This is a genomic window from Micromonospora marincola, from assembly GCF_056150385.1.
In genome coordinates, this window is the sequence record NZ_JAXCFT010000006.1 from 1 (window position 1) to 20,532 (window position 20,532).

General features: G+C 73.4%; 19 protein-coding genes and 1 riboswitch. Of the genes, 13 read left to right on the forward strand and 6 right to left on the reverse strand.

Features of this window, described 5'->3' with window-relative positions; all coding sequences use genetic code 11:
- Window positions 1-553 precede the first annotated feature (553 nt).
- On the reverse strand, window positions 554-1,465 hold the full coding sequence (locus tag SM450_RS15735) for a DUF559 domain-containing protein (protein ID WP_474620474.1): 912 nt from the start codon (window positions 1,463-1,465) through the stop codon (window positions 554-556).
- Window positions 1,466-1,584: 119 nt separating this feature from the next.
- Window positions 1,585-1,696: riboswitch (TPP riboswitch) on the forward strand.
- Here SM450_RS15735 and SM450_RS15740 point away from each other — a divergent pair.
- The 7 genes from SM450_RS15740 to thiC all read left to right on the forward strand — a co-directional run bounded on the left by SM450_RS15740 (window position 1,691) and on the right by thiC (window position 7,591).
- Window positions 1,691-2,317 carry a thiamine phosphate synthase gene (locus SM450_RS15740; protein ID WP_474620475.1) on the forward strand — a complete coding sequence of 209 codons (627 nt, stop codon included), beginning with the start codon at window positions 1,691-1,693 and terminating at the stop codon, window positions 2,315-2,317. (Overlaps the previous riboswitch by 6 nt.)
- Window positions 2,311-3,441 carry a glycine oxidase ThiO gene (gene thiO, locus SM450_RS15745; protein ID WP_474620476.1) on the forward strand — a complete coding sequence of 377 codons (1,131 nt, stop codon included), beginning with the start codon at window positions 2,311-2,313 and terminating at the stop codon, window positions 3,439-3,441. Before SM450_RS15740 ends, thiO begins: the two co-directional genes overlap by 7 nt.
- Window positions 3,432-3,632, forward strand: a complete 201-nt coding sequence (gene thiS / locus SM450_RS15750; protein WP_474620477.1) for a sulfur carrier protein ThiS — start codon at window positions 3,432-3,434, stop codon at window positions 3,630-3,632. The genes thiO and thiS overlap by 10 nt, the downstream gene beginning before the upstream one ends.
- Entirely contained in the window at window positions 3,629-4,399 is a 771-nt protein-coding gene (locus SM450_RS15755; RefSeq protein ID WP_474620478.1) for a thiazole synthase, read from the forward strand. Before thiS ends, SM450_RS15755 begins: the two co-directional genes overlap by 4 nt.
- Before the next feature lie 50 nt (window positions 4,400-4,449).
- The gene (locus SM450_RS15760) at window positions 4,450-5,205 is read left to right on the forward strand and encodes a thiamine phosphate synthase (RefSeq protein WP_474620744.1); all 756 of its coding nucleotides are present in this window, start codon (window positions 4,450-4,452) and stop codon (window positions 5,203-5,205) included.
- Window positions 5,202-5,990, forward strand: a complete 789-nt coding sequence (gene thiD, locus SM450_RS15765; RefSeq protein WP_474620479.1) for a bifunctional hydroxymethylpyrimidine kinase/phosphomethylpyrimidine kinase — start codon at window positions 5,202-5,204, stop codon at window positions 5,988-5,990. The genes SM450_RS15760 and thiD overlap by 4 nt, the downstream gene beginning before the upstream one ends.
- Window positions 5,991-6,007: 17 nt before the next feature.
- Window positions 6,008-7,591: a phosphomethylpyrimidine synthase ThiC gene (gene thiC, locus SM450_RS15770; protein WP_474620480.1), complete on the forward strand. Its 1,584-nt coding sequence runs from the start codon at window positions 6,008-6,010 to the stop codon at window positions 7,589-7,591.
- 47 nt (window positions 7,592-7,638) lie between these two features.
- On the opposite strand, the gene SM450_RS15775 is transcribed toward thiC, so the two are convergent.
- The 4 genes from SM450_RS15775 to SM450_RS15790 all read right to left on the reverse strand — a co-directional run bounded on the left by SM450_RS15775 (window position 7,639) and on the right by SM450_RS15790 (window position 12,100).
- The gene (locus SM450_RS15775; protein ID WP_474620481.1) at window positions 7,639-9,951 is read right to left on the reverse strand and encodes a hypothetical protein; all 2,313 of its coding nucleotides are present in this window, start codon (window positions 9,949-9,951) and stop codon (window positions 7,639-7,641) included.
- A 75-nt stretch (window positions 9,952-10,026) separates the two neighbouring features.
- Complete coding sequence (locus SM450_RS15780; RefSeq protein ID WP_474620482.1) at window positions 10,027-10,335, reverse strand: cupin domain-containing protein; 309 nt, start codon at window positions 10,333-10,335, stop codon at window positions 10,027-10,029.
- The gene (locus tag SM450_RS15785) at window positions 10,332-11,282 is read right to left on the reverse strand and encodes an LLM class F420-dependent oxidoreductase (RefSeq protein WP_474620483.1); all 951 of its coding nucleotides are present in this window, start codon (window positions 11,280-11,282) and stop codon (window positions 10,332-10,334) included. Before SM450_RS15785 ends, SM450_RS15780 begins: the two co-directional genes overlap by 4 nt.
- A gap of 2 nt (window positions 11,283-11,284) precedes the next feature.
- Window positions 11,285-12,100: an ABC transporter ATP-binding protein gene (locus SM450_RS15790; RefSeq protein ID WP_474620484.1), complete on the reverse strand. Its 816-nt coding sequence runs from the start codon at window positions 12,098-12,100 to the stop codon at window positions 11,285-11,287.
- Between the two features lie 287 nt (window positions 12,101-12,387).
- Here SM450_RS15790 and SM450_RS15795 point away from each other — a divergent pair, with 287 nt between their 5' ends.
- Window positions 12,388-13,413 carry an ABC transporter substrate-binding protein gene (locus tag SM450_RS15795; protein ID WP_474620485.1) on the forward strand — a complete coding sequence of 342 codons (1,026 nt, stop codon included), beginning with the start codon at window positions 12,388-12,390 and terminating at the stop codon, window positions 13,411-13,413.
- Between the two features lie 109 nt (window positions 13,414-13,522).
- Window positions 13,523-14,356, forward strand: a complete 834-nt coding sequence (locus SM450_RS15800) for an ABC transporter permease (protein WP_474620745.1) — start codon at window positions 13,523-13,525, stop codon at window positions 14,354-14,356.
- 51 nt (window positions 14,357-14,407) lie between these two features.
- Here the strand turns inward: SM450_RS15800 and SM450_RS15805 are convergent, their stop codons facing one another.
- Window positions 14,408-15,589: an ABC transporter substrate-binding protein gene (locus SM450_RS15805; RefSeq protein WP_474620486.1), complete on the reverse strand. Its 1,182-nt coding sequence runs from the start codon at window positions 15,587-15,589 to the stop codon at window positions 14,408-14,410.
- Window positions 15,590-16,038: 449 nt separating this feature from the next.
- Here SM450_RS15805 and SM450_RS15810 point away from each other — a divergent pair, with 449 nt between their 5' ends.
- From SM450_RS15810 to SM450_RS15825, 4 genes are all read left to right on the forward strand, one after another.
- Window positions 16,039-19,101 (forward strand): nitrate- and nitrite sensing domain-containing protein, encoded by a 3,063-nt coding sequence (locus SM450_RS15810; protein WP_474620487.1) that lies wholly within the window; start codon window positions 16,039-16,041, stop codon window positions 19,099-19,101.
- Window positions 19,098-19,505, forward strand: coding sequence for a roadblock/LC7 domain-containing protein (locus SM450_RS15815; RefSeq protein WP_089155226.1), 408 nt, complete (start codon window positions 19,098-19,100; stop codon window positions 19,503-19,505). Before SM450_RS15810 ends, SM450_RS15815 begins: the two co-directional genes overlap by 4 nt.
- 62 nt (window positions 19,506-19,567) lie before the next feature.
- The gene (locus SM450_RS15820) at window positions 19,568-19,930 is read left to right on the forward strand and encodes a DUF742 domain-containing protein (protein WP_089155225.1); all 363 of its coding nucleotides are present in this window, start codon (window positions 19,568-19,570) and stop codon (window positions 19,928-19,930) included.
- On the forward strand, window positions 19,911-20,528 hold the full coding sequence (locus SM450_RS15825; protein ID WP_474620488.1) for a GTP-binding protein: 618 nt from the start codon (window positions 19,911-19,913) through the stop codon (window positions 20,526-20,528). Before SM450_RS15820 ends, SM450_RS15825 begins: the two co-directional genes overlap by 20 nt.
- Window positions 20,529-20,532 lie beyond the last annotated feature (4 nt).

The window sequence follows — 20,532 nt, forward strand, 5'->3', positions numbered from 1 at the left end:
TCCTCGACGACCTACTGCCCGAACGGCGACTCCGCGTCAACGCCCGCACCGTCAAACGAGCGATCTCCAAATACAACGCCCGCGGCCCGAACATCGACCAACGCACCTACCAGCCCACCATCAGCCTCAACATCCTCGCCGGACCGGTCTTGACGACCAGCCCAGACCCTTAACTACCCGGCATTGCCTCTAGCCTGCGCCCCGCCTTCGCCCCCTCCCGGTCGCCCGCAGCGCGCTGCTCGTCGTGCGCTACCCCCGCACTGCTTCGCGCTGCTCGCCGTGCGTCGCTCGGTGCTGCTCGCCGAGGGCTGCCCGCCCTCGGCTGCCCGCCCTCGCCACTGGCCTGAACGCACTCAGGCCCATCCGCCCCCGAGACACCCATACCGTTCCACTCCACGTCGGTGGCGTTGATGAGTGGAACGGCAGGGGTGTCTGCGGAGGATTTTGACACCCGTGGCGTTCCACTCGTCGCGCGCGCTGGCTGCGGGTGGCCCGTGGCGTCCAGTGACACGCTTCAGCGCGGCGGCGTGCTTCAGCGCCTGCGGGGCGTGCGTCAGCTTGCTGGGGCGGCGGCGTGGCGTTCCGCGAGGGCCTGGCGGACCAACGCGACCGTGGCCCCGGGGCGGCGCAGCACGTCGTCGGCCGTGAACCGGAGGACGATCCAACCGGCCGAGCGGAGCGCGTTCAGGCGTGCCACGTCCCGCCGGAACTGTGTTCGTTCCCGATGGTGGTCGCCGTCGTACTCGACCGCGACGCGCAGCGCCGGCCAGGCCAGGTCGACCCGGGCCAGGAAACGACCGCCGTCGCGCACCTCGTGCTGGACGGTGAGCGGGCCGAGGCCGGCGTCGAGGAGGAGCAGCCGGAGCCGCGTCTCCATCGGGGACTCGCTCAGCGGCTCGGCCAGCGCCAGCACCTCGCGTAGCAGTGGCGAGCCCGGCCAGCGAGGACGTGGCGCGGCGTAGTCGCGCAGGGCGGGCAGCCCCACCACCCGGCGACGTAGCAGCGCGTCCACGGCGACCAGGGCCTCGACGCGAGGGCCCTGCCGACCCAGGTCGAACGCGGTACGCAGCGCGGTGGTGACCGGCAGCCCGGCGAACCGGGTGCGATCCTCATCGGGCAGTGGTGACCGCACGACCGACAGCCGTGGGTGCGGGCGTAGCCGGGCGGTCGTCGGCAGGAACACGGTCACCGGCGCGTCCTGGGTGAGCAGGTCCACGCCGAACAGCCAGGCGGCGCTGCGGCCACCTACGGCAGCGCCCGGCGGCAGCCGCAACGCGACCGCCTCGCACCATGTCCGGTGGTCGTCGGCGCGGCGTGCGTCCCGGTGCACGTACACGTCCGGCAGCAGCCGCACCCACGTCGGTCCGCGCAGCATCGTCCGGGTGAGTAGCCCTTCGGCGACCGCGCGGCTGCCCCGGAACGGCAGGTGGGAGAGGTGCCGCGGGACGCGGGCGGAGACGGCCATCCGGACAGCGTGTCGTGCTCCGACGGTCAACCGCCGCCCCGATCCGCCAAGTGGTGTGGTCCTGGGAAAAACGTCACCCGGTCTTCCGTACGGCCGGGGGCGCGTCGTACGGTAGGCCGCAAGTGACCCACGGGAGCCTGGTGTGGACCGGGCTGAGAGGGGGGCTGCCAGCCCCCGACCGTCGAACCTGATCCGGGTAATGCCGGCGCAGGGAGGAGCGTTGCCATGCCGTCCCTGGGACGACTGCATCTCATCACCGACACCAGGCCGGGGCGGGATCCGCTCGCCGTGTTGCGTGCCGCCCTGCCGGTGGCACGCGCCGAACTCGTCGTGCAGGTGCGTGTGACCGACGACGCCACCGACCGGGAGGCGTACGAGCTGGCCCGTCGGGTGGTCGGGGCGTGCCTGCCGTACGGGGCGCGTTGCCTGGTCAACGACCGGCTGCACGTGGCGCTCGCGGTGGGTGCGGCAGGCGGTCACGTCGGGGCGGACGACCTGCCGGTGGCCGCCGCCCGTCGGGTGCTCGGCGCCGACGCGGTGCTCGGCGCGACCGCGAGGGAGCCGGGCGCCGCCCGGGCGGCGGTCGACGCCGGAGCGAGCTACCTGGGCGTGGGCCCCTGCCACGCCACCACCACCAAGGCGGGCCTGCCGGCGCCGATCGGCCCGGACGGGGTACGCGCCGTCGCCGGATCGGTGACCGTGCCGGTGATCGCCATCGGCGGGGTGACCGCCGCGTCGGTGCCGGCGTTGCGGGCGGCCGGGGCGTACGGGGTGGCGGTGGTCGGGGCGCTCAGCGGGGCGGCGGACCCCGCGCACGCCACCGCGGAGCTGCTGCGGGCGCTGACGTGTTAAGCGGGGCCCCTTCCTCTACCGAAAGCGTTAAGCGGGGGCCCCTCCTTACCGATGTGGGGGTGGTGGGGGGTGGGCCGGTGGGGTGGGCGATCGCGTGGCGGTGCGCGCAGCGCGGGCTGCGGGTGGTGGTGCACGACGACCGGCCCGGGTCGGGCGCGTCCCGGGTGGCCGCCGGGATGCTCTCCCCGGTCGCCGAGGCGTACTTCGGCGAACACGAGCTGACCGGGCTGCTCGTGGAGTCCGCGCGCCGCTGGCCCGGCTTCGCCGCCGAGCTGGCCGAGGCGAGCGGCGTCGACCTCGGCCACCGCACCGACGGCACGCTCGTGGTCGGGCTCACCGCCGACGACGTGGCCGTGGCGGGGCGGCTGTGGGCGTACCAACAGGGGTTGGGGCTGCCGATCACCCGGCTGCGCCCGTCGACGCTGCGCGACCTCGAACCGGCGTTGACCACCCGGGTGCGCGGCGGCGCGGTCGCGGCCGGCGACCACCAGGTCGACCCGCGGCGGCTGGTCGCCGCGCTGCGCACGGCGGCCGAGCGGGCCGGGGTGGCGCTGCGGCCGGCGCACGTCGGCGCGTTGTCCGAGGTGGACGCCCGGGTCACAGTGGTCGCGGCCGGCTGCGGCGCGGCCACGCTCACCGGGCTGCCGGTGCGGCCGGTGAAGGGGCAGGTGCTGCGGCTCCGCGCGCCCGGCGGCGGTCCGCCGGGGTTCCGGCACGTGATCCGGGGGTACGCCGACGGCGAGCCGGTCTACCTGGTGCCCCGGGACAGCGGCGAGGTGGTGGTCGGCGCGACAGTGGAGGAACGCGCGGACACCGAGGTCACCGCCGGCGGGGTGCTGACGCTGCTCCGCGCCGCCGTCGAGCTGGTGCCGGAGCTGACCGAGTACGAGCTGGTGGAGACCGTCGCCGGGCGGCGCCCCGGTACGCCCGACAACGCGCCGATCCTCGGGGCGCTGCCCGGCCGGCCCGGCGTGCTCGTCGCCACCGGGCACCACAGGCACGGCATCGTGCTCACCCCGGTCACCGCCGACCTGGTCACCGACCTGATCGTCACGGGCGAGCCGGATCCGGCGCTCGCCCCCTTCAGCCCCGACCGGTTCGGGAAGGAGCGCATGTGGAACTGATCGTCAACGGCGCGGAACGGACGCTGCCCGACGGCGTCACGGTCGCGGACGTGGTGCGTGCGGTCACCGGGGAGCAGCGGGGCCTCGCGGTCGCGGTGAACGGCGAGGTGGTGCCGCGCGGCGGCTGGCCGGCGAGCGTGCTGCGCGACGGCGACCGCGTCGAGGTGCTCAGCGCCGCGCAGGGCGGGTGAGCGGGATGCCCCTGGAGATCGGTGGCGTCGCGTTCGGCTCCCGGCTGGTGCTCGGCACCGGCGGCGCGGCCAACCTGCACGTGCTGGAGGCGGCGATCCACGCCTCCGGCACCGAGCTTGTGACGCTCGCGTTGCGCCGGGTGGGCAGCACGCCGAGTGGGCTGCTCGACCTGTTGGCGCGGTGCGGGGTGCGGCTGCTGCCGAACACGGCTGGCTGCCGGACCGCGGTGGAGGCGGTGAAGGTGGCGCACCTGGCCCGGGAGGCGTTCGACACCGACTGGGTGAAACTGGAGGTGATCGGCGACGAGCGCACGCTCCTGCCCGACGGGGCGGAGCTGCTGCACGCCGCCGAGGAGCTGGTCGCCGACGGGTTCACCGTGCTGCCGTACACCTCGGACGATCCGGTGCTGGCCCGGCGGCTGGCCGACGTGGGCTGCGCGGCGGTGATGCCGGCCGGCTCCCCGATCGGCTCCGGCCTGGGCATCGGCAACCCGCACCACATCCGGCTGATCCGGCAGGCCGTGGACGTGCCGGTGATCCTCGACGCGGGCATCGGCACGGCCTCCGACGCCGCGCTCGCCATGGAGCTGGGATGCGACGCGGTGCTGCTCGCAAGCGCCGTCACCCGGGCCGCCGATCCGGTGGCGATGGCCACCGCGATGCGCCACGCCGTCGAGGCCGGTCACCTGGCCCACCACGCCGGCCGCATCCCCCGCCGCGACCACGCCCTACCGTCCACCCCCGACGAAGGCCGACCGGACCTGTGACAGGCGTGTACGACAGCGACCTTGGTACGCGCACGCCCCTCCAGGGGCGGATGCGTACCAAGGTCCGGCGGCGTCCGAGCGGATTGGTGCTGCTGACGGATCGGCGGGTGGCTCGGGGGCCGCTCGTCGAGGTGGTGGCCGGGGCCGTCGCCGGGGGAGTGCGGTGGGTGGTGCTGCGGGAGAGGGATCTGCCGCGCGCCGAGCGCCACGCCCTCGCCGTCGAGCTGCGGGCGGTGCTCGCCGACGTCGACGGCACGCTTGTCGTCGCCGGCCCCGACCCGCTCGACGGGGACGCCGTGCACCTGCCCGCCGCCGGCCCGTACCCGCCGCCGCGCCTCGGGTTGGTCGGCCGCTCCTGCCACGACACCGACGAGCTGGCCCGACTGACCACCGAGGACTACGTGACCCTCTCCCCGGTCCACCTCACCCGGACGAAACCCGGCTACGGCCCGCCGCTGGGCCCGGACGGCCTGCGCGCGTTGGTCGAGGCGAGTCCGATCCCGGTGCTCGCCCTCGGCGGCATCGAAACCCCGGACCAGGTGCGCGCGTGCGTGGACGCGGGCGCGACAGGCGTCGCCGTGCTCGGCGCGCTCATGCGGGCCGAGAACCCGAGCGACACCGCCACCACGCTCGGCAGAGCCTTCCAGGAGGCGTCCACCCCGTTGTCGCGCACCCTCCACCCGACGGCGGAGGTCCCCACGGAAGGGCTGCGGCCGACCGTGACCACGGAGGGATCAAGCCTGACCGCCCGGAGTGGGCACGGTCGGCCGCAGCCCCCCACCGTAACCAAAGAAGGAACGCAGTGACGCCGACGACCATCCTCACCATCGCCGGCTCCGACTCCGGGGGTGGCGCCGGCATCCAGGCCGACCTCAAGACGTTCGCCGCGCTCGGGGCGTACGGAACAAGCGTGCTCACGGCGGTCACCGCGCAGAACACCCGGGGCGTGGACGCGGTCCTGCCGCTGCCCCCGCAGACCGTGCGCGACCAGCTCGACAGCGTGCTCGGCGACTTCGACGTGCGTGCGGTGAAGACCGGGATGCTCGGCACCCCGGCGGTCGCCGAGGCGGTGGCCGAGGCGGCCCGGGACGGCCGCCTGCCGCGGCTCGTCGTCGACCCGGTGCTCGTCGCCACAAGCGGGCACCGGCTCGGCGTGGTGGAGGCGGTCGAGCGGCTGCTCCCGTACGCCCAGGTGGCGACGCCGAACTGCGCGGAGGCCGCGGCCCTCACCGGACGCCGGGTGGAGACGGTCGAGGAGATGGTCGGCGCGGCCGAGGCGCTTGCGGCGCGCGGCCCGGCGTTCGTGGTGGTCACCGGCGGCGACGTCGACGCGGCAGGTGAGTCGGTCGACGTGCTTGCCGGCGGTGGGACGACGCGGCTGCTGCGCGCGCCCCGGGTGGCGACGCGGCACAACCACGGCACCGGCTGTTCGTTCGCGGCTGCCGTCGCGGTCCGGCTGGCGGCCGGCGACGCGGTGCCGGTCGCGGTGGCCGCCGCCAAGGAGTACGTGACCCGCGCGCTGACCGGCGCGCGGGACTGGGAGTTGGGCGCGGGACGCGGCCCGATGGATCACTTCGGCTGGTCCGCTTGAGCGACAGGGAGGCTGTCATGCAGGCACGTCGCAAGGTGTACGTGGAGGGGTCCCGGCCCGATGTCCGGGTACCGTTCGCCGAGGTGACGCTGACCGGGGACAACCCGCCGGTGCGGCTCTACGACACCTCCGGCCCCGGTTCCGACCCGGAGGCGGGACTGCCCGCGCTGCGCGGGCCGTGGATCGCCGAGCGCGGGGACGTCGCGCCGGTGCGGGGCGCCGGCAGCCCGCTCGCCGGAACCCGGCCGACCCAGCTCGCGTACGCGCGGGCCGGGACCGTCACGCCGGAGATGGAGTTCGTGGCGATCCGGGAGGGGGTGACGCCGGAGTTCGTCCGGGACGAGATCGCTGCCGGCCGGGCGGTGCTGCCGCTCAACGTCAACCACCCGGAGTGCGAGCCGGCGATCATCGGGAAGGCGTTCCTGGTGAAGGTGAACGCCAACATCGGCACCTCGGCGGTGACGTCGTCGGTGGCCGAGGAGGTGGAGAAGCTGACCTGGGCCACCCGGTGGGGCGCGGACACCGTGATGGACCTGTCCACCGGCAGGCGGATCCACGAGACCCGCGAGGCGATCGTGCGCAACGCGCCGGTGCCGATCGGCACCGTGCCGATCTACCAGGCGCTGGAGAAGGTCGGCGGCGATCCGGTGAAGCTGAGCTGGGAGGTGTTCCGCGAGACCGTGATCGAGCAGGCCGAGCAGGGCGTCGACTACATGACCGTGCACGCCGGCGTGCTGCTGCCGTACGTGCCGCTGGCCGTGGACCGGGTGACGGGCATCGTCTCCCGGGGCGGGTCGATCATGGCGGCCTGGTGCCTGGCGCACCACGAGGAGAACTTCCTCTACACCAACTTCCGCGAGCTGTGCGCGCTGCTCGCGCGCTACGACGTGACGTTCTCCCTCGGCGACGGGCTGCGTCCCGGCTCGATCGCGGACGCCAACGACGAGGCGCAGTTCGCCGAGCTGCGGACACTCGGCGAGCTGACGACGGTGGCCTGGGAGCACGACGTCCAGGTGATGATCGAGGGCCCGGGGCACGTGCCGATGCACAAGATCAAGGAGAATGTGGACCTTCAGCAGGAGTGGTGCCACGAGGCGCCGTTCTACACGCTCGGCCCGCTGACCACAGACGTCGCGCCCGCGTACGACCACATCACCTCCGCGATCGGCGCGGCGATGATCGGCATGTTCGGCACCGCGATGCTCTGCTACGTCACCCCGAAGGAGCACCTCGGCCTGCCGGACCGCGACGACGTGAAGGCCGGCGTGATCGCCTACAAGATCGCGGCGCACGCGGCCGACCTGGCCAAGGGGCACCCCGGCGCGCAGGCATGGGACGACGCGCTCTCCAAGGCCCGGTTCGAGTTCCGCTGGGAAGACCAGTTCAACCTGGCGCTCGACCCGGAGACGGCACGGGCCTACCACGACGCCACACTGCCGGCCGAACCGGCGAAGACAGCGCACTTCTGCTCGATGTGCGGGCCGAAGTTCTGCTCCATGAAGATCACGCAGGAGCTGAAGGACTACGCGGCGCGGGGCATGCGCGACAAGTCCGAGGAGTTCGTCGCCGGCGGCTCCCGGGTCTACCTGCCGCTGGCCTGAGCACCCGGGCCGGCGTCTTCGTGCCACGATCGCGCCGGCCCGGGCGCTCAGTCGCGGTGGTGCCGTCCGGTACGCAGAGAGCGGGCGTCGTCGGCGTTGTCGTCGGAGGCGAGACCGGCGACCCAGTCGACGTACTCCTCGTCCGGGGTGCTCGGCTCGGTCGCGTCGTCGGCCGGGTCCGGCTCACTCCGGTCCCGGTTGCGCCGGAACAGGCCGCGCCGGACCTTCGGTTTCCCGCCGGCGGCCTCGGCGTCGTCCGCTCCGGCATGGCGGCCCGGGGGCTCATCCGCGACGGCGGGCGCGGTCGAGGCCGTCCCCGCGTCGCCGTCCGCGGCGGCGCCCTGACCCGGCACGCGCATCCCGGGGCCGGTCCGGCCGGAAGACCGGTCGTTTGTGGCGAGGGCATCCCATCCCGTGCTCCGGCCCGGCTCGGGCAGGCCCTGCGGTAGTGCGCGGGGTGCCGGCTCGGCTCGGCCCGCCCCGTCGTCCGGCGGAATGGGCCATGCCGGCCGCACGTCGCCCGGTCGTTCGGTCACGTCGTCGAAGATGGGGAACCGCGGCCGGGGCGACGTGGGCGGGGTGGGGCTGTCGGCCGGATCGGGAGCGAAGAAGAAGCTGCGCGCCCGACGACCCGGCTTCGGCTCCGCGTCCGACGGCCCGGTCGGGTTCGCGTCCGACGGCCCGGTCGGCGCGATGGCGTCGTCAGGCGTCGGCACCGAGGCACCGGCCGTGGCGGCCACGGCCGGCGGCCGGGTGACGGCGGGCGGGGTCACCGGCGGCGGGGCTTTGGGCGGCGGAGTTACGGGTGGCGGGGCGACGGGCGGTGGGGCCGTGGGCTGCCGGACGACGGCCGGCGCGGCGTCGTTCCGGACGGGCGTCCGGGCGGGGTCGCCGGCCGGCGTGGTCCCGTCCGTCCCGGGCCGCGAGGAGCGGGCCGTCGGCGTCGGTCCGTCCGCCGGCGTGGTGGACCGGGCGGTGGTGGCGCGACTCCGCCGGGGCCGGGTGGCTCGCGGCGGGGCGGCCGGCGCGTCCGCGACGGTGGGTGAGGCGCCGGCCGGCTCGGCTGCGCCCGTCGCCGGCCCCGTCCGTGGCTCGCCGCCGGTCGTCGCCGGCGGAGTCCGGGACTCCGGTCCGGTCCGGTCCGGTTCGCCCGTCGCCGGTGGCTTGACCTCGGTCGGAGTGCCCGCCGGAGCGGGCGTGTCGGTGCCGGCCGGGTCCGGCCGGGCCGGATCGGGCCCGGCCGGCGGCTGCGGACCGGTGCGGCCGGCGGCCAGGACGTCGATGGCCGAGGTCCGCCGGCCCGCCGGCAACAGGCCGGGCATCGGCAGGCCACGGGTCGGGCTCTCGCCGCCTGGCCCGCCGGCCTCCGGCCAGTCCCAGTGGGCGGGGCCGGGCGCACCGGACGAGGTCGGGGTCGCCACGGTGCCGGCCGGGGTGGCCGGGCTGGTGGTCGCCCCGGCCGGCAGCGGCGCGAGGATGTCGGTGGGCTCGACGGCGCCGGTGGCGCCGGCCGCCGGTCGGCGCAGCACCGAGGTGGCGGTCGAGCCGAGGGCGCCGGCGACGATCGCGATCAGCGCGCCGTAGTAGGGCGCGAGCTGGTAACGGTCGGCCGCCGTGCCCGGACCCGCGGTCAGGTAGGCGAACGCCACGAGCACCGGCCCGGCCGCCCCGGCCGCGCCGCCGACAAGCGGCGGGTGCCCGGCCCGGCGGGCCAGCACCCCGATCGCGCCGCCCGCGAGTAGCGCCAGCGTGGGCAGCAGCAGCATCGACAGGCGTTGCGCCGTGGCGGCGTCCAGCCAGGACGGCTCGAGGACGCCGAGGCGTACGGTGGCCAGCGGCCGGCCGCCGACGATCGTGGGAGCGACGGAGAGCAGGGCCAGCAACCAGACGATCCCGGCGGTGCACGCGACGCCCCAGCCGAACGGCGGCTTGAGCCGCACGGCGATCGCCGCGCCGGCGCCCACCACCGCGCCGAGGACGGCGCAGATGCCGGCGGCCCATGCCGGGTCGAGGGAGCCGCCGAGCTCGGCCGCGCGTGCCGGTTGCATGCAGAGTGGGGCGACCACGATCGCGCCGAACGCGCTGACGCCGGCGACGGCGAGCAGCTCGGTGGTGCCGCCGGGGCGGTCGTCCCGGCGGCGGAGGCGTTCGGTGAGGACGGCCCCGGCGACGGTGGCGACCGCGGCGAACCAGGCGACCCAGGCGAGCTGGGCGGGCCACCGGTTGACCGAGCCGTCGACGAACGCGCCGTCGAGGCGGACGACGCCGAAGCCGTACGCCACACCGAGCTGGCCGGCGCCGGCCAGCACACTCACCCCGAGCGCCGTGAGCAGCAGCCTGCCCCACGTCCGAAAGGCCATGTCGGGCACGTTACGGCCCGGTGCGGTGGTTCGCCACCTTGCCACCGCGCGGCGCGCTGAACCTCGTCGGCGTGGCTACTTCAACTCGACCAGACGGGCGAGGTAGGTGGTGTCGCCGACGTTCGTCAACATGTGCACGGCCCCCGGGTCGCGGTAGACCACCCCGCCGGTCGGCTCGTCGGCGTCGATCGTGGTGCCGTCGACCGTCTGCACCACGTTCTTCGCGCCCTCGACCGCCACCACGAGGTAGGGGTGGTCGTGGCGGTGCAGCGGTTGGTGCTCGCCCGGCTCCAGCCGGATGTGCCATACGCGGACCCGGTCGTTCTCGTAGACGATCTCCTGGCCCACCGGGCCGAGTTCGCGCTCGGCGTGCGGGTCGGTCATCGCGTCCCGTCCAGGTGGGGGAGCACCTCGGCGGCGATGAGCTCCACGTGGTCGAGGTCGTCGAAGTCGATCAGCCGTAGGTGCACCCGGGTGGCCCCGATCGCGGCGAACTCGCCGAGCCGCTCGACGAGCTGGGCGGGGGAGCCGACCACCGGGTCCTCCGGCGGGAGGGCGCTTGTGACGTGCAGCGGCGCGGCCCGCCGTCGCGCCTCGGCGTCGGTGCGCCCGATGGCCACCACGATGCCGGCGGAGAGCGTCAGCGGCGCACGCCCGGACTCGTCACGCCCGGTGCGGTCGCACGCCTCGCGGACCCGCTCGTACGCGGCGGCCGTCTCACCGACGCTCTTGAACGGCATGTTGAACTCGTCGGCGTACCGGGCGGCCAGCTCGGGGGTGCGCTTCGGGCCGCGGCCACCGACGATCACCGGCGGGCCGGGCTGCTGCACCGGCTTGGGCAGTGCGGGCGCGTCGGTCAGCCGGTAGTGGTCGCCGCTGAAGCTGTACGTCTCGCCGGGCGGGGTGCGCCACAACCCGGTGACGATCTCCAGTTGCTCGGCCAGCCGGTCGAACCGCTCGCCGACGGGCGGGAACGGGATGCCGTACGCGGTGTGCTCCCGCTCGAACCAGCCGGCGCCGATGCCCAGCTCGACCCGGCCGCCGCTCATCCGGTCGACCTGGGCGACCATGACGGCGAGTGGCCCGGGGAGCCGGAAGGTGGCGGAGGTGACGAGCGTGCCGAGCCGGATCCGGGTGGTCTCGCGGGCCAGCGCGGCGAGCGTCAGCCAGGCGTCGGTGGGGCCGGGCAGCGCCGGCTCGTCCCCCATCGCCCGGTAGTGGTCGGCGCGGAAGAAACCCTCGAAGCCGGTCTCCTCGACCAGCCGGGCGAACCGGAGCTGGTCGTCGTAGTCCGCTCCGCGGTGGGGTTCGGTGAAGACCGAGACCCGCATGCTCACCGTCCTCCCGCCGCCGCGGCCCGCGGCGGCGTCTCGGTCGACGCGGGTACGCCGGGGGCGTCCCGCTCCATCAGGATTTCGTGCAGCTCGGCGCTGATCCGCGCGACGTCGGCCAGATGCGCGTGCCGGCCCAGGGTGCGGGGCCGGGGCACGGCCACCTCGACCACCTGGCGGATCCGGCCGGGACGCGGGCTGAGCACGACGACGCGGTCGGCGAGCAGCACCGCCTCGTCGATCGAGTGGGTGACGAAGACGATCGTCGCCTTCGTGTCCATGTGCACCCGCTGGAGCTCGCCGGAGAGTTCCTCCCGGGTGAGCGCGTCGAGCGCGGAGAACGGCTCGTCCATCAGCATCACCCGGGGTGAGCCGATCAGGGAGCGGCAGAGCGAGACCCGCTGCTGCATGCCGCCGGAGAGTTCGTGCGGGAGGCGTTTCTCGAAGCCGCCGAGCCCGGCCATGTCCAGCAACTCGCAGGCGCGGTCGCGGTGCTTCGCCCGGCTCCAGCCGAAGATCTCCACCGGCAGCAGGACGTTGTCGAGCACCGAGCGCCAGGGCAGCAGCGCCGGACGTTGGAACAGCATGGCGACGTCCTGGCGCGGCTTCGTGATCGGCGTGCCGGCGACGGTGATCTGACCGGCGGTGGCCGGCAGCAGGCCGGCGATCATCCGCAGCAGCGTGGACTTCCCGCAGCCGGAGCGGCCGAGCACGGCGACGAACTCACCGTCGGCGACGTCGAGGTCGATGCCGCGCAGCGCCTCCACCCGCCCCGAGCGGCCGTCGAAGGTGCGGGACACCCCGGACAGTCGGATCATCTCCCGCCGGCTCCCTTCGACAGTCGTCGCGAACGCGAGCCCGGCTAGCGTAGCGGGGTCTGTGCTTATAGCACCGTCCGGGGTGGACGTCAGTCCGCTTCCCGTCACACGACTTCGTTTCCTTTCCGCAACCCGGACGGATGTAGAGCGTCATCAGCCTTCTCGTACGCTGTTGCGCGCGAAGAGTCCCCTCACGACGGTCCAGTCGGCCGATCCCCCTGCCGACCCCGTCGGACCCACGACCCGACCGGCGTAGATGTCCTGGTCGGAAAGGACATGGTGTACTGATGAGAAGGTTGACCCGTACGGCCGCCGCCGCGGCGCTGGCGACCGCCCTCGCCCTCGTGGGCGGCTGTAGCAGCGACTCGGACTCCTCCGACAGCGGCAGCGGCAACGGTGGGGCGCTGGAGAAGGTGACCTACCTCACCTCGTTCGGCAACTTCGGCCGTGACTCCTACGCCTGGGTGGCGAAGGACAAGGGCTTCTTCAAGGAGGCCGGCTTCGACGTCGACATCAAGCCCGGCCAGGGCACAGCCGGCGTGGTGCAGGTCGCCGGTGGGCAGGCGGACTTCGCCCCGGTCGACCTGACCGGCGCCATCCTGCAGTTCGCCAACGGCCAGGCCCAGGGCTTCGTCGCGGTGGCCGCGATCCAGCAGCGCACCATGGCCGCCATCGCCACGGTCGAGGGCAAGAACATCGCCACGCCGAAGGACCTTGAGGGCAAGAAGCTCGCCGACACCCCGACCTCCGTCGTACGCAACCTCTTTCCGACGTACGCCCGGCTGGCCGGCATCGACGCCAGCAAGGTGACCTTCGTCAACGGGGAGGCGCAGACGCTCATCGGCATGCTCGGATCCGGCTCGGTGGACGGCATCGGCCAGTTCGTCGTCGGCCAGCCCACCATCGAGACGGTCACCAAGAAGAAGGCCGTCCTGCTGCCCTACAGCAACGTGATGCAGGACCTGTACGGCAACGTGCTTGTCACCAACTCCAAGATCGCCAAGGAGAAGCCGGAGATGGTGAAGAAGTTCACCGCCGCGCTGCTCAAGGGTCTGGAGTACTCGCTCGCGAACCCGGACGAGTCGGGCGAGATCCTGAAGAAGAACGTGCCGGCCACCATCCCGGCCGCAGCCGCCGCCGAGCTGAAGCTGATGGCCGCGTACGTCCGGTCGAGCAACTCCGGCACCGCGGTCGGCACGCTTGACAGCGGTCGGGTGGCCAAGAACATCGCGCTGCTCCAGGGCGCGGGCGCGCTCAAGCAGAACATCACCCCCGACCAGATCATCAACTTCGACCTCGCGCCGAAGGCCTGACCGGTCGGCTCGGGCACGGGGGTGCGACCCGCCGGGACACCCGGTGGGTCGCACCCCCTTCGCGTGCCGGTCGTCCGACCGGCCGGAGAAGGAGGACACGTTGACGCAGTTGACCGAGGCCCGGCCCGGGGCGTCGGAGGAGCCGGCTCCGGTGGCGACCGCCCGGCGTGGCCGGCTGGTACGCCCGTCCGTGGTCGGGTTGCCGGCGCTCGGGCTGGTCATCGCGGTGGCCGCCTGGTGGCTTGTCACGTCCGTGCTGCACCTGGTGCACCCGGCCGCGCTACCGCCGCCGCAGGCGGTGGCCCGTTCGCTCGTGGACACCACAGACGTGCTGCTGCCCGCGCTGGGGATCACCACCTGGATGACCCTGTCCGGCTTCCTGCTCTCGTCGATCGTGGGGGTGCTGATCGGTATGGCGCTTGCCGCGTCCAGCCGGGTGGAGCGGATGTTCGCGCCGCTGCTGGTGGCCGTGAACGCGGTCCCGAAGATCGCTTTCGGTCCGCTGCTGGCGGTGGCCGTGGGCTTCGGGCAGAAGCCCATCCTGACCATGGTGTTCCTGCTCTGCTTCTTCCCGATCGTGCTCTCCACCGCGACCGGGCTGACCACCACCCCGGCCGATCTGGCGGAGCTGGGCCGCTCGCTCAACGCCTCGTGGTGGCAGTCGTTCCGCAAGGTACGCCTGCCGGCCGCGCTGCCGCAGATCTTCGTCGGTCTCAAGGTGGCCATGCCGCTTGCCGCGATCGGCGGGGTGATCGGAGAGTTCTATTCCGACCGGCCGGGCCTGGGCTACCAGATCCTGCAGTACAACGGTGTCGGCGACACCCCGACCGCCTGGGCGGCCATCGTGCTCGTGGCGCTGATGAGCATCTTGCTCTACGCGGCCCTGAGCGCGATCGAACGGGTCGCTCTGCCCTGGGTGCGGGCCACCACGTCGGCCCGCTGAGCACCGCGGGTGTGGCCCCGTCGCGTCCCGGGGCCACACTCACCACAGTGACTAGCCGGCGAGCCGCCAGCGACCACCCCGGGCCACGAGCGTCGTCAACGCCTGCGGCATCAGCCCCGAGTGGTTGTCAGGCGTCATCCGGATCGGCCCGGAGAGGCCGTCGAGCTGCGCGGTCTCCAGCACGTCGCGCAGCGCGTCCCGGTTGACCTCGTTCGCCTTGCCGCCGGCGCGCTGCTCGGCGTCGGCGATCAACTGGATCGCGTCCGCCGCGAACGAGGAGAAGCCGTTGTAGCCGCCCCATCGGGCGGTGTAGTCCTGGAACCACTGCCGCCGGGCCGCCTTGGCCGGGGTGGTGGCGATGACGTCGTCGATCACCATCGTCTGCGTGAAGATCAACGTGGCCTGCTCGGTGGAGCGGGCCGAGGGGCCGAGGAAGAGGTCACCGGCGGCCGAGGCGTCGAAGAACAGCGACCCGTTGAACTTGTCCTGCCGGGCGGTGGTGGCGGCAAGGGCCGCCTGCTCCGGGGGCGTCCAGAGGATCAGGGCCTGCGGCTTGCGGTCGGTCAGCTCGCCGATCTGCGTGCTCACCTCGGTGTCGGTGGCCCGCACCGACTCGGCGGCCACCAGCCGCACCGTGGTCTTGTCGAACTCGCGACGCAGCGCGGCGAGCCCTTCCTGGCCGTACCCGTCGGCGCTGTGCAGCAGCGCCACCTTCCGGATGCCGCGCCGGGTCAGCTCGGCGGTGAGGGCGGCGGCGCTGTCGACCGCGTTCGGGGCCAACTTGAAGACGTACCGTCGCTGGTCCACCGGTTCGGTGACGGCGCCGGCGGCGGCGAGCGCGATGGTCGGAATGCGCTTGTCGTTGATCGTGCGGGCCGCGCCGACCGCGCATTCGTTGCAGCCACCCATGATGACGGCGCTCACCTGTGAGTCGCCGCTGAAATCGTTGATGTTCCGCAGGGACTCGGCGGCGTCCGAGCGGTTGTCCTTGATCCTCAGTTCGATCTTCCGGCCGCCCAACGCGCCGGAGGCGTTCATCTGGTCCTTCTTCAGTTCCAGAGCCCGTTGGTACACCTTGCCGATCGGCGCGGAGGCACCGGAGAGTTCGAGGTCGGCGGCGATGATGATCGGGCTGGTGTCCCGCGGTTCCCCGCCGATCCCGCAGCCGGTGAGCGTGGTGGCCAGCACGGCCGATGCGAGCACCGCGATGCTCGCGGAGCGGATGGGGCTCAACTCAGTCCTCCAGGGTGCGGCGCGGGTCGGCGCCCGATCACCGCCGCTTGTCCGTCCTCAGTGGAGGAACGGGATTGGTGTGCCGTACGGTGTGCGCGAAGCCTGCAAAACCTTGCCAATGCCGGGCCCTGTGGTCAAGCGGAGGATGCGGGATGCCGTTTCGGGACGCTCATCCCACATGTTGGGGACACGAAACGTTAACTGACAATTACTGCCCAGATACGCGCGACCACTCTGGAGTGACATGCCCAGTTCAGAGGGTTGAAGAAAAGAAGGTATTAGGTGACCGGATCACGGGTTGAGTCGCCCCCGACCGATTCCTACCTCACCGCGGCTTCCCAAAATGGATCTCGTCTGATGAAATCGCGGCCGTGCCGCGCGTGGCGGTCGCCGCTGCACCAGGCACGGGTCAGCGGGTCGCGCGTGGAAGAAACGACGGAGGCGATGTCGTGAGCACCGGACCTACGACCCTGCCCGGGAGCCCAAACGCCGAACAGCGGAACCGGCGACGGCGCCTGCCCAGGCTGCGTGACGCGCGGATCCGCTCCAAACTCGCCCTCATCCTGGTCGTCCCGGTAGCCGCTGTCATCGCACTGGCAACAATCCGACTCGTTTCGGTGGGTCAGGGCGCGTTCGAGGCGGACCAGGTCCGCGCACTGACCGCGGTGTCGGTCGATGTCTCGGCGCTCACTCAGGATCTGCACAAGGAACGCATGGCGGCGTCCGCTTTCCTCGTCGACGCGAACCAGAAGCCGGACGCCTACAACCTGCGGGTGCGGCAGACCGACGAGCGGATCGCGGCGTACCGGGCTGAGCGCGGCACGCTCGGCGACCTGCCGGCCGCGGTCCGGGACCGGCTCAAGGTGATCGACGACCACCTGGAGACGCTCAACGGCACCCGCCAGGAGGTGCTCGACCGGGCGCAGATGCCGGTGGCCGAGGCGAGCCTGCGCTACGGGATCGTCCTCGACGACCTGGTGGCGTACGGCGACACGCTGGCCCAGATGCCCGGTGCGGAGAGCCTCGCCGACGCCCGCCGCGCGGTGGCCGCGTTCGCCCACGCCAAGGCCGAGGTGGCGGAGGAACAGGCGGTGGCCTTCACCGCGCTCGCCACCGACAACCGGATCGACGAGGAACAGTTCTCCTCGTTCGTGGCCACGCTCACCGGCCAGCAGGAGGCGCTGCTCTCCTTCTCCCGGGCCGCCACCCCGGACCAGCGGGCACTTGTCGACCGTACGGTTTCCGGCGACGCGGTCCAGCTCGCCGACCGGGTGGCGGTCGACCTGTCCCGGTCGGTCGGGCGGGACACGCGGGTCACCCGGGACGACGCGTCCGCCGCCGTCGGCGCGGTCGACGACCTGATGCGGTGGGCCGAGATCCAGCTCCTGGACGAGCTGCTCGCCGACGCCGACGAGGTGCGCGCCGACGTGATCCGGCAGGCCGTCGTGGAGAGCCTGCTCGTGCTGCTCACCCTGGCGGTCGCCGTGACGCTCGCGGTGGTGCTGGCCCGTTCGCTCAACGACTCGCTGCGCCGGCTGCGTGAGGGCGCGCTCGCCGTGGCCAACCACGACCTGCCGGACGCGGTGAGCCGGCTCCAGAACGTCAACGCCATCGGCGACGGCGGCGTGGACGAGATCGTCCAGCAGGTACGGGACCCGATCAAGCTGACCAACCGCGACGAGGTCGGCCAGGTGGCGGTGGCCTTCAACGTGGTCCACCGGGAGGCGGTCCGGGTGGCGGCCGAGCAGGCCGCGCTGCGTACAAGCGTCTCGGCGATGTTCCTCAACCTGGCCCGTCGCTCGCAGAGCCTGGTCGACCGGATGATCGGCGAGCTGGACGCGATCGAGCGCGGCGAGGAGGACCCGAAGCGGCTCGCCCAGCTCTTCGAGCTGGACCACCTGGCCACCCGGATGCGCCGCAACGACGAGAACCTGCTGGTCCTGGCCGGCGCCGACTCGGCCGTGCCGCGTCGCGACGACGCGCTCCTGGTCGACGTGCTGCGCGCCGCCCAGTCCGAGGTGGAGCTCTACAACCGGATCGAGTTCGGCACCGTGGACACCGACATCTCGGTCGCCGCGCACGCCGTCAACGACGTGGTCCGGCTGGTGGCGGAGCTGCTCGACAACGCCAGCCGGTTCTCGCCGCCGAACACCGTGGTGGTGGCCGACGGCCGGCGGATCCGCGACTACGTGCTGATCCAGGTCGAGGACCGCGGTCTCGGCCTCACCGACGACCAGCTCGACTCGCTCAACCGGCGGCTGGCCGCGCCGCCGACTGTCGACGTGGCCGCGTTCCGGCTGATGGGCCTGGCCGTGGTCAGCCGGCTCGCCTCCCGCTACGGCATCCGGGTCGAGCTGCGCCGCAACGTCGAGGGCGGCACCGTGGCCCAGGTCACGCTGCCCAACTCGACTGTGGTGCTGCCGGCCAACCGGGGGCAGGCGCCGCTTACCCGGCCGCGTCAGCCGCTCGCCGTCGAGCCGTCGCCGCTCAGCCAGGTCGGTGTCGCCGACGCGCTGGCCGGCGCGGGCCGGGGCGGCACCGCCACCCTGGCCGACCAGTGGCGCGACGTGCACACCCCGCAGCCGGCACGGTGGCAGGCGCCCGCCGAGGTCCGGGACAGCACGCCAGGTGTGCAGCTCGGCGGTGCGGCCGGCGCGCTGCCCACCGTGACCGCTGCCGCGCCGGGCGCCGCCGCGCCGGTCTCGGGCCCGGGCTGGTCGGCGGGCGGTCCGACGGTCGCCTACCCGGCCGTCGATCCGCTGCCCAAGCGGACGCCGGGCAGCGAGGCGACGCCCTCGGCCACCTCGGCCCCGCCGGCCTACCAGCCGCTCGCCGCGACGCCTGCCGTCGAGACCACCCCGGCGGCGCCGGTGATGGCCCGACCGGAACGACCGGCCGAGGCACCGATATTCCGGGAGATGGAGGCGGTCTGGTTCCGTTCGCACGGAGAGGACGAGACCACCATCTTCACCCGGCCCCGGTTCGACGAGCCGCCGCCCGCACCGGCGCAACCGGCCGCCTCGGCGCGGCCACCGCTGCCCACCCGCACCCCGGGCGCCCAGGCGTCCGGCCTGACCACGCCGGCCGCGTACAGCTCGCCCGCGGTGCCGTTCACACCGCCCGCCGCGGCGGCGCCGCCGCCCGCGCCGGCGAACCCGGCGCCGCCCGCGCCGACGCCCACCCCGGAGCCGGCTCCGGGGCCGGCTCCGGGGCCGGCCGGGGCCCCTGTCGACGCCGACGCCTGGCGGACCGCGGCCGACGAGGGTTGGAACCGGGCCAGCCGGGCCGCGGAGCCCACCACCGGCGGCACCACCCGTTCGGGCCTGCCCAAGCGGGTGCCGCAGGCGCAGCTCGTGCCCGGCGGGATCGAACCGAAGAGCGGCCGCGACCGCAGCCGGCGCACTCCGGACGAAGTGCGGGGCCTGCTCTCCGCCTACCACCGTGGCGTCCAGCGGGGCCGCACCGCCGGCACCGACCTGAACAGCACCTCGACCAAGGAGACGAACCGATGAACAGGCCGGCGGCCATGCAGGACATGGGTTGGTTGCTCACCAACTTCGCCGACAGCGTGGCGGGTATCGCCCACGTGGTGGCGGTGTCCGCGGACGGGTTGCTCCTCGCGTCCTCCCGGGATCTGCCCCAGGACCGGGCCGACCAGCTCGCCGCGATCACCTCCGGCGTGGTCAGCCTCACCGAGGGCGCGGCGCGGATGTTCAGCGCCGGCGGGGTGTTGCAGACCGTGATCGAGATGGACAGCGGATATCTCTTCCTGATGTCCATAAGTGACGGCTCGTCGATGGCCGTGCTCGCGGCGCGTAGCTGCGACGTCGGCCAGGTGGGCTACGAGATGGCGCTGCTCGTGGAACGGGTCGGCCAGGCGCTGGTGCCGCTACCGAGGGACGCCGTCCGGTCCTGACCGGCCGTTGACCTGGTGAGCCGGGGCCGGTCCGGCTCCGTACGAGGGGAGGTGATCGCGAGATGGAACCGCGACGTGATCCGCGCGGCGCGCTGGTGCGACCGTACGCGGTCACCCGCGGCCGCACCGAGCCGTTGCAGAACATCGCGCTCGAGGCGGTGCTGTCGAGCACGGCCACCCAGTCCGCCGAGGCGCGCTTCGCCGGGCACGACAAGTACCGCATCTCCTCGGTCTGTGAAGGCCGGGCACAGTCGCTGGCGGAAATCGCCGCTTACACCCGGATGCCGCTGGGCGTCACCCGGGTGCTGGTCGCCGACATGGTGGCCGAGGGCCTGCTGACGCTACACACTGCCGCTCCCGCGACGGGTTTCGCGGCGCGCATGAACCTGCTTGGAAGGGTGCTAAGTGGACTTCGCGAACTATGACCCCGACGGGGTGAACCGCGGCCGGGAGATCATCTCCGCGAAGATCGTGATCGCGGGTGGCTTCGGGGTGGGCAAGACCACCCTGGTCGGGGCGATCTCCGAGATCCAGCCGTTGACCACCGAGGCGTTGATGACCGCGGCGGGCGTGGGTATCGACGACCCGTCGAAGGTGCCGGGCAAGGAGACCACCACGGTCGCCATGGACTTCGGCCGGATCACCATGGCCGAGGACCTGATCCTCTATCTCTTCGGCACGCCCGGACAGACCCGCTTCTGGTTCATGTGGGACGAGATCATCCGGGGCGCGGTGGGCGCGGCGGTGCTCGTGGACACCCGCCGGATCACCGACGCGTTCGCGCCGCTCGACTACTTCGAGAACCGCAAGCTGCCGTACGTGGTGGCGCTGAACCGGTTCGACGACGCGCCGCACTACGAACTGGAGGAGATCCGGGAGGCGCTCGCCATCCCGCCGGACGTGCCGCTGGTGATGTGTGACGCGCGGCGGCGGGACTCGGTCAAGCAGGTGCTGGTGACCGTGGTGGAGCACGCCATGCTCCGGCTCCAGGCGGAACACGGCTACGCGACCCCGGTGGGCTGAGCCG